This is a genomic window from Variovorax sp. GW822-FHT04A09 (genome assembly GCF_058801005.1).
Genome location: NZ_JBXAMV010000004.1, coordinates 330,309 through 346,149 on the forward strand (window position 1 = coordinate 330,309; position 15,841 = coordinate 346,149).

Annotated in this window: 11 protein-coding genes; 6 read left to right on the forward strand and 5 right to left on the reverse strand. The window is 70.1% G+C overall.

Annotation, left to right across the window (positions count from 1 at the left end; genetic code table 11):
• Positions 1 to 42: 42 nt before the first annotated feature.
• Both AC1RLW_RS21675 and purB read right to left on the reverse strand, forming a co-directional pair.
• Complete coding sequence (locus AC1RLW_RS21675) at positions 43 to 1,167, reverse strand: PepSY-associated TM helix domain-containing protein (RefSeq protein ID WP_493195003.1); 1,125 nt, start codon at positions 1,165 to 1,167, stop codon at positions 43 to 45.
• 143 nt (positions 1,168 to 1,310) lie between these two features.
• Positions 1,311 to 2,690, reverse strand: coding sequence for an adenylosuccinate lyase (gene purB / locus AC1RLW_RS21680; RefSeq protein WP_095950454.1), 1,380 nt, complete (start codon positions 2,688 to 2,690; stop codon positions 1,311 to 1,313).
• 119 nt (positions 2,691 to 2,809) lie between these two features.
• Between purB and AC1RLW_RS21685 the strand changes: the two genes are divergently transcribed.
• Positions 2,810 to 3,421 (forward strand): glutathione S-transferase N-terminal domain-containing protein, encoded by a 612-nt coding sequence (locus AC1RLW_RS21685; protein ID WP_062475264.1) that lies wholly within the window; start codon positions 2,810 to 2,812, stop codon positions 3,419 to 3,421.
• 330 nt (positions 3,422 to 3,751) lie between these two features.
• On the opposite strand, the gene AC1RLW_RS21690 is transcribed toward AC1RLW_RS21685, so the two are convergent.
• Positions 3,752 to 4,381, reverse strand: coding sequence for a glutathione peroxidase (locus AC1RLW_RS21690; protein ID WP_062475261.1), 630 nt, complete (start codon positions 4,379 to 4,381; stop codon positions 3,752 to 3,754).
• Between the two features lie 129 nt (positions 4,382 to 4,510).
• Here AC1RLW_RS21690 and AC1RLW_RS21695 point away from each other — a divergent pair, with 129 nt between their 5' ends.
• The 3 genes from AC1RLW_RS21695 to AC1RLW_RS21705 all read left to right on the forward strand — a co-directional run bounded on the left by AC1RLW_RS21695 (position 4,511) and on the right by AC1RLW_RS21705 (position 6,929).
• Positions 4,511 to 5,368: a ferritin family protein gene (locus tag AC1RLW_RS21695; RefSeq protein ID WP_062475258.1), complete on the forward strand. Its 858-nt coding sequence runs from the start codon at positions 4,511 to 4,513 to the stop codon at positions 5,366 to 5,368.
• A gap of 97 nt (positions 5,369 to 5,465) precedes the next feature.
• On the forward strand, positions 5,466 to 6,356 hold the full coding sequence (locus AC1RLW_RS21700; RefSeq protein WP_493195006.1) for an RNA polymerase sigma-70 factor: 891 nt from the start codon (positions 5,466 to 5,468) through the stop codon (positions 6,354 to 6,356).
• Between the two features lie 105 nt (positions 6,357 to 6,461).
• On the forward strand, positions 6,462 to 6,929 hold the full coding sequence (locus AC1RLW_RS21705; RefSeq protein ID WP_062475252.1) for a carboxymuconolactone decarboxylase family protein: 468 nt from the start codon (positions 6,462 to 6,464) through the stop codon (positions 6,927 to 6,929).
• A gap of 3 nt (positions 6,930 to 6,932) precedes the next feature.
• Here the strand turns inward: AC1RLW_RS21705 and AC1RLW_RS21710 are convergent, their stop codons facing one another.
• On the reverse strand, positions 6,933 to 8,048 hold the full coding sequence (locus tag AC1RLW_RS21710) for a septal ring lytic transglycosylase RlpA family protein (RefSeq protein WP_493195007.1): 1,116 nt from the start codon (positions 8,046 to 8,048) through the stop codon (positions 6,933 to 6,935).
• Positions 8,041 to 10,836 carry a bifunctional [glutamate--ammonia ligase]-adenylyl-L-tyrosine phosphorylase/[glutamate--ammonia-ligase] adenylyltransferase gene (gene glnE, locus AC1RLW_RS21715; RefSeq protein ID WP_493195008.1) on the reverse strand — a complete coding sequence of 932 codons (2,796 nt, stop codon included), beginning with the start codon at positions 10,834 to 10,836 and terminating at the stop codon, positions 8,041 to 8,043. The genes AC1RLW_RS21710 and glnE overlap by 8 nt, the downstream gene beginning before the upstream one ends.
• A 25-nt stretch (positions 10,837 to 10,861) precedes the next feature.
• Between glnE and AC1RLW_RS21720 the strand changes: the two genes are divergently transcribed.
• Both AC1RLW_RS21720 and AC1RLW_RS21725 read left to right on the forward strand, forming a co-directional pair.
• Complete coding sequence (locus AC1RLW_RS21720) at positions 10,862 to 15,025, forward strand: YhdP family protein (protein WP_493195010.1); 4,164 nt, start codon at positions 10,862 to 10,864, stop codon at positions 15,023 to 15,025.
• A complete protein-coding gene (locus AC1RLW_RS21725) occupies positions 15,022 to 15,840 on the forward strand; it encodes a carbon-nitrogen hydrolase family protein (RefSeq protein WP_307695237.1) in 819 nt (272 codons plus the stop codon). Before AC1RLW_RS21720 ends, AC1RLW_RS21725 begins: the two co-directional genes overlap by 4 nt.
• Position 15,841: the final 1 nt, after the last annotated feature.

Consider the following 15,841-nt stretch of genomic DNA (forward strand, 5'->3'; position numbering starts at 1 on the left):
GATGTATTTGTGATGGATGAAGGGATGGGATGTGTGCGTCGTTCAGGGCGCCGCGCCGCGCGACAGTGCCTGGCTGCGCGCGGCCGCAGCCACGGCACGCCGGCGCCACCAGAGCCACACGCCGCTCAGGCCGAGACCGGCCAGCGCCAGGCCCAGCAGCGCGGTGACCGCCTGGTGCACCACGCCGCCGAGCACGCCGGTGTGCAGCGGATAGATCACGACCACCGCGCCGTTGCCGGTGTCCATGTCCTGCCAGCGGCGCACGCCGAGCAGCTCGCCCGTGACCGGATGCACCCACACCGAGCCGATGCCGTTCGGGTGCGGGTCGTCGGCGAGCCGGAAGCGCACGCGCAGCGGCCGGTCCGCGCGGCCGGGTACCTGCACGTAGCCGATGGGCTGGCCGGGGAACACGGCCTGCGCGCGGGCGACGAGCTCGTCGAGCGGCAGGCGAGGGCCGGTGGCGGTGCCCTTGGGCACGATCGGCGCCTTGGCGGGCACCTGCCCGAGCGCGGTCGAGATGAAGCCGCCCAGCGGTCGCCAGGCCATGTAGGCGCCGGTGAAGACCGACACCGCGATCAGCAGTCCGAGCACGGCGCCGCCGGTGCGGTGCAGGTCGAACAGCCCGCGCAGCAGGCCGCGGTCCAGCACGATGCGCAGCGAGGGCGGCCAGCGCGCCGGCCACCACAGCACCACGCCGGTGACCAGCAGGAACAGGTACGCCAGCGCGGCGATGGCGAGGATGCCCTTGCCCGTGTCTTCCAGCAGCAGGCTGCTGTGCAGCTCGAACAGCAGGTTGTAGGCGCCTTCGTGCGTGCCGCGGCGGCCCTGTTCGGCGCCGGTGGCGGGGTCGAGGTAGAGCGTGCCGTCCCACGGGCCGCGCACCAGCACCCAGAGCGTGTCGCCGGGCTGGCGCGGCGGGCGCAGCGTGAGGTTGGTGTCGGGGCCGAACTCGGCGAGCAGGCGCTGGCGCAGGGGCTCCAGCGGCGCGGGGGCCGCACTGCTGTTGCTGTGCGCGACGAAGAGCTCAGGATGCGCCGCGCGGTCGAGCGGCAGCGCTACGACCAGCACAGCGCCCAGGAGCGCCGTGAGGGCGAGCAGCGGCCCGAGCGTGAGGCCGATCCATCGGTGGAGCGTGAGCCAGAGGCGTCTCAGTGGGGCGCGCCGCATGAACAACGGGGACGTCGAGGTGTCCCGTCAGGGTTGTCGGCTGGCGTGCCCTGCACAGGGCACGTTGGCTGGGAGGTATCGATGGGCGAACGAGGCGCGCCGGCCGTGGGCGGCACGGGCCGGCGGATCGTCGCGGGGGAAGCCTAAATTCTACGGGCCAGCTCGGCCGCCTTGCCGGTGTAGCTGGCGGGCGTCATGGCCAGGAGGCGGGTCTTCTCTTCCTCGGGAATGGCCAACGAGCGGATCAGCCCGTGCAGCGCCTCGGCCGTCACGGTCTTGCCGCGCGTGACTTCCTTGAGCTGCTCGTAGGCGCCCTGCACGCCGAAGCGGCGCATCACGGTCTGGATCGGCTCGGCCAGCACTTCCCACGAGGCCTCGAGGTCGTCGGCCAGCGCTTCCTGGTTGATCTCGAGCTTGCCCAGGCCGGTGGCCAGGCTCGCGTAGGCCAGCGTGGCGTAGCCGAAGGCCACGCCGATGTTGCGCAGCACCGTGCTGTCGGTCAGGTCGCGCTGCCAGCGGCTGATGGGCAGCTTCTCGCTCAGGTGGCGCAGCACCGCGTTGGCCAGGCCCAGGTTGCCCTCGGCGTTCTCGAAGTCGATCGGGTTGACCTTGTGCGGCATGGTCGACGAGCCGATCTCGCCCTTCTTCAGGCGCTGCTTGAAGTAGCCCAGGCTCACGTAGCCCCAGATGTCGCGCGAGAAGTCGACCAGGATCGTGTTGACGCGCGCCACGGCGTCGAACAGCTCGGCCATGTAGTCGTGCGGCTCGATCTGGATGCTGTACGGCTGGAAGCTCAGGCCCAGGCCCAGCGGCGCGGGCGTCTCGACGACCTTGCGGCTGAAGGCTTCCCAGTCGAACTCGGGCCAGGCGGCCAGGTGGGCGTTGTAGTTGCCGACCGCGCCATTCATCTTGCCGAGCAGTTGCACGGCGGCGATTTGCGCGCGGGCCTTGGTCAGGCGCACCGCCACGTTGGCGATTTCCTTGCCCACGGTGGTCGGGCTGGCGGTCTGGCCGTGCGTGCGCGAGAGCATCGACACGTCGGCGAACTGGTGCGCCATCTCGCGCAGCTTGGCGATCAGGCCGTCGATGGCCGGCAGCACCACGGTGTCGCGCGCGGCCTGGATCTGCAGGGCGTGGCTGGTGTTGTTGATGTCTTCGCTGGTGCAGGCGAAGTGCACGAACTCGGCGGCGGCCAGCAGCTCGGGCCGGGCCTCGAACTTCGACTTGATCCAGTATTCGACGGCCTTCACGTCGTGGTTGGTGGTCTTCTCGATGTCCTTGATGGCCAGCGCGTCGGCCTCGGAAAAGTGCGACACCAGCCCCATCAGGTACTTGCGGGCGCCGCCCGTGAGGGGCTTGAACTCGGCAAAGCCGCAGTCGGACAGCGCGATGAACCAGGCCACCTCCACCTGCACGCGACGGTGCATATAGCCCTGTTCGCTCATCAGCGGGCGCAAGGCCGCGAGTTTGGCCGCATAGCGGCCGTCAAGGGGGGAGAGGGCGGAGACGGTGGAAAAGCTCATGCCCGAATTTTAGGCGGCCGCCGGGTGGCCGCGCCGCGGGGGAATTCGGGCGCCGTCTTTTTCCCTTCACCTAAAATGCCTGCGAACAAACGTTAACAAGCGATGGGGAGAGAGCCTTCATGAAACTGATCGGATCCGCCGCCAGCCCGTATGTGCGCAAGGTGCGCGTGGTGCTGGCCGAAAAGCGGCTCGACTACCAGTTCGTGATCGAAGACGTCTGGTCCGCAGACACCACGATCGCCCATTCGAACCCGCTGGGCAAGGTGCCGTGCCTGATCATGGAAGGCGGCGAGGCGATGTTCGACTCGCGCGTCATCGTCGAATACATCGACACCCTGTCGCCCGTGGGCAAGCTCATTCCGCAGCAAAGCCGCGAGCGCGCCGAGGTCAAGACCTGGGAAGCGCTGGCCGACGGCGTCATGGACGCCGGCGTGCTGTGGCGCCTCGAAGCCACCTGGACCGGCCGCGCCGACGCCGAGCGCAGCGCCGCCTGGATCGAGCGCCAGCGCGCCAAGGTCCAGGCCGGCGTGGCCGCCATGGCCAAGGGCCTGGGCGACAAGCCCTTCTGCAGCGGCATCCACCTGAGCCTGTCCGACATCGCGGTCGGCTGCGCGCTGGGCTGGCTGGGGCTGCGTTTTCCCGAGATCGACTGGCGCGGCGACCACGCCAACCTGGCCAAGTTGTACGACAAGCTCATGCTGCGGCCGAGCTTCATCGACACCCAGCCCTGAAATGACAAAGCGCCCCGTGGGGCGCTTTTTTCTTGGGGCCGTTCGGGCCACCGTATGCGGGAAGGCCGAGGGGGCGCTGCGTCATCGCGGGCCCCGCTTTCGGCGGGAAGACAAAAATGCTGCGAGGCGCCCCGACACGAAGGAGGGAGGGAGGGAGGAGGAGAAGAATCGCCTCGGGATTTCAACCGGACGGCAGGCGCCCGGAAGACCTCGCAACATGAAAACCTGTGGGCCTTGGCCGCCCACGCTCAAGTATGAGCGCGGCTCCGCCGCACGGTTCCCGTTCGAGTGGTAAACGTTTGTGACTCAAAGTTCACATTGCAGGGCCGGTCAGTCGCCGCTGGGGCCGAGCTGTTTCTCGATCACCTGGATGAAGCCGTTCTCGTCGGGCGCCGTCATGCTCGACCACGCCTGCACCACCTTGCCGTCGCGCCCGATCAGGTACTTGTAGAAGTTCCATTTCGGCGTCGTGCCCGAGGCCTGCGCTAGTTGCTTGAACAGCGGGTTGGCGTCGGTGCCGCGCACCGACGACTTGGCGAACATCGGGAATTTCACGCCGAAGGTGCTTTCGCAGAAGTCGGCGATTTCCTTGTTGGAGCCCGATTCCTGGGAGAAATCGTTCGACGGGAAGCCCAGCACCACCAGGCCGCGGGCGCGGTACTTCATGTCCAGCGCCTCCAGCCCCTTGTACTGCGGGGTGAAGCCGCAAAAACTGGCCGTGTTGACCACCAGGACCACTTTTCCGGAGTACTGGCACAGGTTCTGGGGCTTTTCATCCTGCAGCCGCGGGAAGCTGTGCTGCAGGATCGCCGGGCACCCGGTGGCGCCGCCCACCGCGGGCGCGGCAGGGGCTGCGGGGGCCGTCTGCGCACCCGCCGACAGGGCGGCGGACAGGCCCGCCACGAGGGAAAAGGCCGTGGCGCAACGTCGCAGCATCGACAATCGGGCGGGGGTTCGCATGACGGGCTCCTGGATCGAAAAGGGGGGTGTGCATCTATGGCGCGGGCGCGCGCGCAAGCACATCATCGCGCGTCTGTCACGGGCGCGCCAAACGGCCCGACTAAAATCGGCGGCCATTGAAAGACTTTGATGCTCTACCCGGAACTCTTCAGACAACTCGAATCCGTCCGCTGGGACATGGACAAGGACATCCCCTGGCAGTCGTTCGACGCTTCCTTGCTGACTGAAGAGCAGGCGCAGACCATCAAGATGAATGCCATCACCGAGTGGTCGGCGCTGCCGGCCACCGAGATGTTCCTGCGCGACAACCGCCACGATAGCGACTTTTCGGCGTTCATGTCGATCTGGTTCTTCGAAGAGCAGAAGCACTCGCTGGTGCTCATGGAGTACCTGAAGCGCTTCAGCCCGCAGCACGCACCCACCGAGCAGGAACTGCACGAGGTGCGCTTCGACTTCGACCCCGCGCCCCCGCTCGAAACCCTCATGCTGCACTTCTGCGGCGAGATCCGCCTGAACCACTGGTACCGCCGTGCCGCCCAGTGGCACACCGAGCCGGTCATCAAGCACATCTACACCACGCTGAGCCAGGACGAAGCCCGCCACGGCGGCGCCTACCTGCGCTACATGAAGCGCGCCATGGAAAAGTTCGGCGACGAAGCCCGCGCCGCCTTCACCAAGGTGGGCGTGCTCATGGCCAGCGCGCGCCGCACGGCCCAGGCGCTGCACCCGACCAACCTGCACGTGAACAAGGCGCTGTTCCCGAACGACACCATCCAGAGCCGCATGCCCGACCCCGACTGGCTCGAGCACTGGCTGGACAAGCAGATCAAGTTCGACGCCGGCTGGGAAACCAAGGTCGGCGAGCGCATCCTGCACAACCTGAGCCTGCTGATGAACCGCAGCTTCAAGACCGTGCAGGAGCTGAACCGCTACCGCAAGGAAGTCTCGGCCACGCTGGGCCCCAAGCCCGAATACCAGGGCGCCTGAGCCGCCCCAAGAGTTCGATGAAATCGCCCCGCATGCCGGGGCGATTTTTTTGGCCGCCGGCTGTCACAACGCGGCGACGTCAAACGTCTAATCGGGCATGGACGACCCGACCCTCACCTTCGACAGCCACCGCCGCCGCCTCCAGGGCATCGCCTACCGCATGCTCGGCTCCGTCGCCGAGGCCGAAGAGGTGGTGCAGGACGCCTGGCTGCGCTGGCACGAGGCCGACAAGGCCAGTTTCGACAGCGCCGAAGCCTGGCTCGTGACCGTCGTCACGCGCCTGTCGATCGACCGGCTGCGCAGCGCCAAGGTCCAGCGCGAGCACTACATCGGCCCGTGGATGCCCGAGCCCACGCTCACCGGGTCGCCCGACACGCCCGAAGAAACGCTCGAGCGCGTCGACAACATCTCCGTCGCCTTCCTGGCCGTGCTCGAGCGGCTGGCGCCCGAGGCGCGCGCCGCCTTCCTCATGCGTGAGGTGTTCGACGCCGACTACGACGAGATCGCCCAGACCCTCGGCAAGAGCGAGGCCGCCTGCCGCCAGCTGGTGCACCGCGCCAAGACCCAGGTGCAGGAGGCCCGCCCGCGTTTCCAGGTCTCGCGCGACACCCACCAGCGCCTGCTGCGCGCCTTTGCCGACGCCGCCGCGCGCGGCAGCATGCAGGACCTGAAGGCGCTGATGGCCGAAGACGTCGAACTCATCGGCGACGGCGGGGGCAAGGTGCAGACCTTCAGCAAGATCCTGCGCGGCAGCCAGCGGCTGGCGCAGCTGTACTTCTCGCTCTGGCGCCGCATGGGCGCCGGCGTGCACATGGAGCTGGTCGAGCTCAACGGCGAGCTTGGCATGCTGCGTTTTCTGGACGGCGAACTCGAATCGGCCCAGACCTTCGAGATCGAGGGCGAGCGCATCGTGCGCATCCGCGCCCAGCGCAACCCCGACAAGCTGGCGCGCATCGCCCAGCTGTTCGCGGCCAAACGGGGCGCCTGAAGAAAAAATTCGGGCAACCTGTCACAGGGCCGGTGGCTGGCGCGTCTTCAGGGTGTAGCAAGCAGATTTCGCTTTTCTTCCTTCAACCACCCTGGAGTACATCCCATGAGCCAAGCCCCCGCCCTCCGTCTCGCCTGGACCAAGTTCGCCCCCAAGTCCTTCCAGGCCATGATCGCCGTCAACGGCAGCTTCGAGTCGAGCACGCTCGGCAAGGTGCTGATCGACCTCGTGTTTGCCCGCGTCTCGCAGATCAACGGCTGCGCCTACTGCCTGGACATGCACGTGCGCGACCTGCGCGTGCAGGGCGAAGACTGGCAGCGCATCAACAGCCTGGCCACCTGGCGCGAAGTGAGTCTGTTCAACGAACGCGAGCGGGCCGCGCTGGACTGGGCCGAAACGCTCACGCGCCTGGCCGACCACCACGCCGATCGCGATGCCGAGTTCGAAGCCCTGAAGGCCGTGTTCAGCGACCAGGAAATCGTCGAGCTCTCTCTCGCCGTGGCGCAGATCAACGCCTGGAACCGCCTCGGCGTGGGCCTGCGTTCGCAGGTCGTGGCCAAGGCGATGCCCTGAGCCTCAGCGCCGCTCGACCACCATCGGCGCGATGCGCAGGTTGTCGCGCAACTGCGTGACGGCCTCGCCCGCGGCATTGCGTGACGGGAACGGCCCGGCCTGCAGGCGGTGCGTGCCGGCTTCGCTGAACACGCGCAACTGCGGTGCCAGCGTGGGCAGGCCGCGTGCGGCCTGGCTTCTCAGGGTCTCGGCGCCGTCGCGTTCGCGGAACGCGCCGAGCTGCACCCAGAAGCCGGCGGCAGCGGAAGAGGGCGTCGATGGCGCCGATGACGTGGCAGGTGCGGCGAGCGGGGCCAGCGGCGCAAGGTCGGTCACCACCATCGCCTCGCGCGGGCCGGCCGGGGCCTCGGGTTCCGACGGTGCCGCGGCCATCACCGGCGTCTGCGGCGCCACGGGCATCGTTGCCACGGGGGCTGCCGTGGCCGTCATCGCGACCGGCGCGACCCAGGCCGACGGCACGGCCACCGGCGCCGCCGCCACCCGGACGGGCGCAGGGGCGGGCGCAGGCGCCGCAGCATAGGCCGTGCCCGCATCGCGGCGCCAGGCGCCGGTGCGGATGTCGTCGTTGGTGATGCGCTCGATCTCCACCGGCGCCACGCCGCGCAGCAGGTCGAGCTTCAGCGCCGCCGTGTAGCTCAGGTCGATCACGCGGCCGTCCACGAAGGGGCCGCGGTCGTTCACGCGCACGATCACCTCGCGCCCGTTGGCCGGGTTGCGCACGCGCACATAGCTCGGCAGCGGCAGCGTCTTGTGCGCGGCCGTCATGGCGTACATGTCGTAGGGTTCGCCGCTGGCGGTGGAGGCCGCATGGAACTTGCGCCCGTACCACGAGGCGATGCCCGATTCGCGGAACGGCCGGTCGTCGGTGATCGGCTGGTAGCCGCGGCCCAGCACCGTGTAGGGCTTGCTGGTGCCGCCGCTGCTGCGGATGGGCTCGATGCGGGGTTCGGCATCGGGCACGCGGTCGAGGTCCGACGGGATGTTGCTGCCGGGGCCGTCGCGGCCACTGGCGACGCCGCCGCCACTGCTGCGCGGTCCGCTGGCGCAGCCGACCAGCACGAGCGCGGCGGCCAGGGCGCAGGCCGTCAGCGCGCGGGAAGCGAGGGCGCCGTCAGCCAAAGACCGCCTTCCACAGCGCCAGCATGGCGTCGCGCTCGGCGCTCAGGGCAGGCGGCGTGACCTGCGTGGGCTCTTCGTTCAGGCGCGCGGTGTGCTGCACGCGGCGCAGCTCGCGGTAAGCGGTGGCGGCGTCGCGTCCCACGCCTTCGGGCAGCAGGCCGGCTTGCTCGGCACGCAGCAGCAGCGCGATGTTGCCCAGGTTGGGAATCAGCTCGGGGTGCGCGCCCGAGGCCGACAGCACCAGGAACTGCACCGCGAACTCGGCATCGACCATGCCGCCGGGGCTGTGCTTCACATCGAAGCGGTCGGCCTTCACGGGACGCGCACCGCGCAGCTTGTTGCGCATGCCGATGATCTCGGCCTTCAGCGCCTCGCGGTCGCGCGGCGCCACCAGCACGGCTTCGCGCACCTGGTCGAAGCGCGCGCCCAGTTCGGCGCCGTGGTCGGCGCTGCCGAGCACGAAGCGCGCGCGCGTCATGGCCTGGTGCTCCCAGGTCCATGCGGTGTTGCTGCCGCGACCGAGCTGGTACTTTTCGTAGGCCTCGAAGCTGGTGGTGAGCAGGCCCGAGTTGCCGTTGGGGCGCAGCGCGGTGTCGATCTCGAACAGGTCGCCCTCGCGCGTCTTCACCGTGAGCCAGTTGATGAGCTTGCGCACGTAGGCCGCATAGACCTCGCCGGCGCGCTCGTCGTCATCGTCGTAGACGAACACGATGTCCAGGTCGCTGCCGTAGCCCAGCTCTTTGCCGCCCAGTTTCCCGTAGCCGATGATCGCGAACTGCGGCACCTCGCGGTGCCGGTTGCGCACGTGCGGCCAGCACCAGCGGGCGGTCACGCGCAGCGTGGTGTCTGCCAGCGCGCTCAGGTCGTCGGCCACCTGCTCGACGGTGATGCGGCCGTCCACGTCGCGCGCCAGCGTGCGGAACACCTCGGCGTGGTGGGCGTGGCGCAGCAGGTTCAAGAGGCGCTCTTCGTCGGCCTCGCCGGTGCGGGTGAGCGAGGTGTGGCGCGCTTCGAGTTCGCGCTCGAATTCCTCGGCGATGAAGCGGCCCGAGAGCATCTCGTCGCTCGCGAGTTCGTCGATCACGCCCGGATGCTGCATGAGGTAGCGCGCGGGCCATTTCGCGGCGCCCAGCAGGCGCAGCAGGCGCTCCTGCACGGCAGGCCGTTCGACCAGCAGCGCCAGGTAGCTCTCGCGGCGCATCAGCGGCTCGATCCAGTCGGCCCAGCGCATGGCGGCATCGACGTGGCGCGGCGTCTGTCCCGCGCCCTCGCCGTCGGGCTCCTTCAGCCACTGGCCGGTGCGTTGCACCAGCTGGCGCAGGCGGCCCCGGGTTTCCTCGCGCAGGGCGAGCACGCGCGGCGTTTCGCACCAGTCGCGGATGCGCTCGGCGAACACAGGCGGCAGGTCGTCGAGCAGGTCGACCAGGTCGGCGGGCGCGGCGGCCTTCTTGCCGTTGCACTTGCCGTTGCAGGGTTTCTCGCCGCCCAGCAGCTTGTCGAACTCCTGGGCCACGAATTCGCGGTGCGTGTCGAGCTGTTCGAGGAAGGGGCAGCAGTCGGCGTAGCCCATCGACTGCGCGATCCAGCGCAGGTCGTCGTCGTTGACCGGCAGCACGTGCGTCTGCTGGTCGTCCAGGTACTGGATGCGGTGCTCCACGCGGCGCAGGAACTCGTAGGCCGCGGCCAGCGTGTCGGCCGTGTCCTGCGGCATGAGGTTGGCGCGCGCCAGCCGCTGCAGCGCGTCGAGCGTGGGGCGCGTGCGCAGTTCGGGGAACTGGCCGCCGCGCACCACCTGCAGCAGCTGCACGGTGAATTCGATTTCGCGGATGCCGCCGCGCGACAGCTTCACGTCGTTGGCGCGCTCGGGGCGTCCGGCGCTGCGGCGCGCCGACTGCTCGCGGATCTGGCGGTGCAGGATGCGCAGCGAGTCGAACACGCTGTAGTCGAGGTAGCGGCGGAACACGAAGGGCAGCACCACGTTGCGCAGCGCCTGGGCCTGGCCGTCGAGCACCACGGCGCGCGGCGCGACCACGCGGCTCTTCATCCAGGCAAAGCGCTCCCATTCGCGGCCCTGCACCTGGAAATACTCTTCGAGTGCGTCGAGCGAGACCACGCTCGGCCCCGAGTTGCCGTTGGGCCGCAGCGCCAGGTCGACGCGGAACACGAAGCCGTGCTCGGTCACGTCGCCCACCAGCGCATAGATGCGCTTCACGGCCCGCGCGAAGTACTCCTGGTTCGACAGCTTGCCGCGCCCGTCGGCGTCGCCGGCCGTGTCGCCGTCGACGTCGTACAGGTAGATGAGGTCGATGTCGCTGGACACATTGAGCTCGCGCGCGCCGAGCTTGCCCATGCCGATCACCCACAGCTGCGAGCGCTGGCCTTCGGGGCCGAGCGGCGCGCCGTGCTGGGCGTCGAGTTCATGGCAGGCGTCCTGGCAGGCGATGTCCAGGGCCAGTTCGGCCAGCTCGGTCACGGCGGTGGTCACCACCGCGAGCGGGGCCTGCTGGTCGCAGTCGAGTGTGACCAGACGTTCCATCGTGAGCTGGCGCACGATGCGCAATGCATCGCCCACGGCCACGCCGCGTGCGCGCAGGGCGTCGTAGGCGACGGTCATCGATTCGCGCCGGGGCTCGCCGGGCGGCAGGAATTCGAGCTCGGCCGCATAGCGGCGGCGCAGCCGCTGGACGAATCGGGAACTGGAAGAAAACGCGGAAGGCGTCGGATTGGATGGCAACTGATTCACACTGGTGTGGGTTGGCGCGGAACCCGGCTCAAGGCTGGCGGTCATAATTCCCGACACAGCGCGATCCTCAATGAACGACACGGCGTCTTCCCCTTCACGTCTGCTCCAAATCACCGCTGTGACAGCGCGCTGGCTATTGGGTCTGCTCTTCGCTGCGTGGCTTCTGCTGGCACTGTCAGTCGTGGTCCTGCACGCGTGGATTGTGCCGCGAATCGGCGATTTTCGCGGTGCACTCGAGGCGCAGGCTAGCAAGGCCATCGGTGTCCCGGTGCGCATCGGCGCCATCACCGCCCGTTCCGAAGGGCTATTTCCGGCCTTCGAATTGCGCGACGTGGTGCTGCAGGACGCAGACCAGCGCGAGGCCCTTCGCCTCGTGCGGGTGGTGGCGAGCGTGTCGCCGCGGTCGCTGTGGCGCCTGAACTTCGAGCAGCTCTATATCGAGGGTCCGCAACTCGACGTGCGCCGCGACACTCAGGGAAAACTCCATGTGGCTGGATTGCACATGGAGACCGACACGACCGGAGAAACCCGCGCCGCCGACTGGTTTTTCGCGCAGCGCGAGTTCGTCATCGAAGGCGGCACCGTGCGCTGGACCGACGAGCAGCGCCGCGCCGAACCGCTGCTGCTGACCGACGTGCGCTTCGTGTCCCGCAACGGCGCGCGCCGCCACGGCCTGCGGCTGGACGCCACGCCGCCGGCCGGCTGGGGCGAGCGTTTCACGCTGCGCGGCCAGTTCCGCCAGCCGCTGCTGTCGATCCGCAGCGGCCACTGGCAGACGTGGGACGGCCAGCTCTATGCCGACCTGCCCTACATCGACGTCACGCGCCTGGGCCAGTACGTTTCGCTCGACGCGCGCATCCGCGAAGGCAACGGCGCGCTGCGCCTGTGGGCCGACGTGGACGACGGGCGCATCGTCGGCGGCGCGGCCGACCTGGGCCTGAACCGCATCGACGCCTCGCTCGGCAAGGGGCTGCAGCCGCTGGTGCTGCGCGCCGTCACCGGCCGGCTGGCGGGACAGATGAACGCGGACACCTTCGAGTTCTCGACCACCGCCTTGCAGTTCGACACCGTCGACGGCCTGCGCTGGCCGGGCGGCAACCTGTGGCTGCAGCACACGCCGGCCAAGGGCCGCACGCCCGAGCACGGCGCGCTGAAGGCCGACCGGCTTGATCTTGCGGCGCTGGCGCTCATCGCCGACCGGCTGCCGCTGGGCGAGGCCACGCACCGCGTGCTGGGCGCCTACGCGCCGCGCGGGCTGGTCGAGCGCATCGACATGAACTGGCAGGGCGCGCCCGACGCGATCGCGCGCTACCAGGCCAAGGGCCGGGTCAGCGGCCTGCGCGTGGCCTCGCAGCCGGCGCCTGCCGCCACCGCCCAAAGCACCCCGGCACCGGCCGGCGCCCCCGCCGCGCCGCCGCGCGTGCACCCCGGCACCCCAGGCCTGAGCGGCGCCACGCTCGACTTCGACGCCAGCCACACCGGCGGCACCGCCACGCTGGCCATGGCCAAGGGCACGCTCGAGTTCCCCGGCGTGTTCGAAGACCCGGTGATCCCCATCGACCGGCTCTCGACCCAGCTGCAGTGGAAGCTCGACAACGGCGCCATGCAGGTGCAGGTGTCGAAGCTGCGCTTCGCCAACGCCGACGCCGAGGGCGAGGCCGAGGCCCACTGGCGCACCAGCGACCCGGCCACCTCGAGCAGCCGCGCGCAGCACCCCGGCGTGCTCGACCTGCAGGGCAAGCTCACGCGCGCCGACGGCACCCGCGTGTTCCGCTACCTGCCGCTCGACATTCCGCAGCACACGCGCGACTACGTGCGCGAGTCGGTCGTCAAGGGCACCGCCAGCACGGTCGATTTCCGCGTGCGCGGCGACCTGCACGACATGCCCTTCATGGACCCGAAGCAGGGCGAGTTCCGCATCGCGGCCAAGGTGTCGGACGTGCACTACGCCTACGTGCCGCCCTCGCTCGCGGCCGCCACCGCCGCGCCCGCGACCCCGGCGTCGCGCACCGGCCCGCCCGCCGCGCCGCCGCCCGTGTGGCCGGCGCTCACCGGCGTGTCGGGCGAGCTGGTCTTTGAGCGCGCAGGCATGCTGGTGCGCAATGCGCGCGGGCGCATTGCCGGGGCGCCCGGCGTCGAGGTCACGAAGGCCGAGGCGCAGATCGCCGACATGTCGCACCACGCCGCGCTGCTGCGCGTCGACGCGCAGGCCAAGGGCCCGCTGGGCGAGGTGCTGCGCGCCGGCGCGCCGCTGGCCGGCGAGGCCGGGCCCTTCCTGCAGCGCGCGCGCGCCACGGGCTCGGCCGACTACAAGCTGCGCCTCGACCTGCCGCTGGAAAACGTCGACAACACCAAGGTGCAGGCCACCGTGACGCTGGCCGACAACGAGCTGCAGGTGGTGCCCGAGGCGCCGCCGTTCACGCAGGCGCGCGGCACGCTCAACTTCACCGACACCGGCTTCTCGCTGGCCGGCGTGCAGGCCCGCTTGCTGGGCGGCGAGGTGCGCGTCGAAGGCAAGGGCCGCTTCAGCGGGCCGCAGCGCGAACTTGCGCTGAAGGCGCAGGGCACGGCCAGCGCCGAAGGCCTGCGCGGCGCGCGCGAGGTCGACTGGCTCGCGCGCCTGGCCAAGCACGCCACCGGCAGCACGCCCTACGCCGCCACCTTCTCGATGCGCGACGACACGCCCGAGTTCTCGCTCACCAGCAGCCTGCAGGGGCTGGCGCTGCAGCTGCCCACGCCGCTGGTCAAGACGGCCGAAGAGCTGATGCCGCTGCGCATCGAGAAGAAGGTGCTGGCGCGCGACGCCCGCCGCGCCACGCAGGACCAGCTGACGCTCGAGCTCGGCCGCGTCGGCTCGGTGCAGTACGTGCGCGAGCTGTCGGCCAACGGCCAGGCGCACGTGCTGCGCGGCGGCATCGGCATCGGGCTGGCGCCCGGCGAGACGGCGCTGCCGCCCGACCGCGGCGTGTTCGCCAACGTCAACGTCGCCAAGCTCGACATGGGCGCCTGGCAGACGCTGGTGGGCACCGCCGCGGTGGTCGGCGGCGGCGAGCGCGCCGACGATCCCGACCTGGCCTACCTGCCCACGCGCATCGCGGTGCGCGCGCAGCAGCTGGGCATCGCGGGGCGCACCCTGCACAACGTGGTGCTCGGCGGCACGCGCGAAGGCGCGCTGTGGCGCGCCAACGTCGACGCCTCCGAGCTGAGCGGCTACGCCGAGTACAGCCACAGCCAGGCCGGCCGGCTCTATGCGCGGCTCGCGCGCCTGAAGATCGCACCGGCCGAGGCCACGCAGGTCGAGACCCTGCTCGACGAGCAACCCGGCACCCTGCCGGCGCTGGACATCGTGGTCGACGACTTCGAGCTGCTCGGCAAGCGCCTGGGCCGCGCCGAGATCGACGCCGTCAACCGCGGCGGGCGCGAGTGGCTGCTCAACAAGCTCGCCTTCAGCGTGCCCGAGGCCACCTTCACCGCCAAGGGCACCTGGGCCGCGCCGGCGGGCGGCGGCGCAAGCGCCGGCCAGCGCCGCACCACGGCCATGAACTTCAAGCTCGACATCGCCGACGCCGGCGACCTGCTCACGCGCTTCGGCATGCCCGGCGTGCTGCGCCGCGGCAAGGGGCGGCTCGAGGGCGAGGTGAACTGGCGCGGCTCGCCGTTCTCGCTCGACTACCCCAGCCTGGGCGGTCAGCTGCAGGTCGACGTGGAGCAGGGCCAGTTCCTCAAGGCCGACCCGGGCCTGGCCAAGCTGCTGGGCGTGCTGAGCCTGCAGGCGCTGCCGCGCCGGCTCACGCTCGATTTCCGCGACGTGTTCAGCCAGGGCTTCGCCTTCGACTTCATCCGCGGCGACGCGAAGATCAACAAGGGCATCGCCAGCACCAACAACCTGCAGATGAAGGGCGTGAACGCCGCCGCGCTCATGGACGGCTCGGCCGACATCGTGCGCGAGACGCAGAACCTGCGCGTGGTGGTGGTGCCCGAGATCAACGCCGGCACGGCCGCGCTGGTGGCCACCGCCATCAACCCGGCCATCGGCCTGGGCACCTTCCTCGCGCAGTGGGTGCTGAGCAAGCCGCTCGCGGCGGCCGCCACGCAGGAGTTCCACGTCGAAGGCACCTGGGCCGACCCCAAGATCGCCAAGGTGCCGCGCTCGCTGCAGCTGCTGCCCGGCCTGCCGGGCGCATCGACATCCACGGGCGCCAGCGAAGGCAAGAAAACGGAGACCACGCAATGAAAGTCGCAGCCATCCAGATGGTGTCCGCCATCGCCCGCGAAGCCAACCTCGTGCGCGCCCACGCGCTGCTCGGGCAGGCGGCGCGCGACGGCGCCGAGCTCGCGGTGCTGCCCGAGTATTTCTGCATGATGGGCGCGCGCGACACCGACAAGCTAGGCCTGCGCGAAACCGCGGGCGCCGGCACGGTGCAGGGCTTCCTGGCCGACGCGGCGCGCGAGTTCGGCCTGTGGATCGTGGGCGGCACGCTGCCCATCGAGAGCGACGACGCCGACCACGTCTTCAACAGCTCGCTGGCCTTCTCGCCCGAAGGAAAGTGCGTGGCGCGCTACGACAAGATCCACCTGTTCTTCTTCGACAACGGCACCGAGCGCTACGACGAACGCCGCGTGATCGCACCGGGTGCCGAGCCCGTGGTGTTCGAGCTGCCCTCGCGCGACGGCCACGCCTGGCGCATCGGCATGAGCGTCTGCTACGACCTGCGCTTTCCCGAGCTGTACCGCGCGCTGGCAGGGCAGGGCGCCGACCTGCTGCTGGTGCCCAGCGCCTTCACGCGCACGACCGGCGCCGCGCACTGGGAGGTGCTGCTGCGCGCGCGCGCCATCGAGAACCTGGCCTGGGTGGTCGCGCCCGCGCAGGGCGGCACGCACGAGAACGGCCGCCAGACCTGGGGCCAGTCGCTGGTCATCGACCCCTGGGGCACGGTGGTGGCGCAGCAGGCCGCCGAAGAGGGCGTGGTGCTGTTCGACCTCGACGCCCGGCAGGTCGAGCGCACGCGCGCCCAGCTGCCCGCGCTGTCGCACCGCGTGCTCGCCTGAC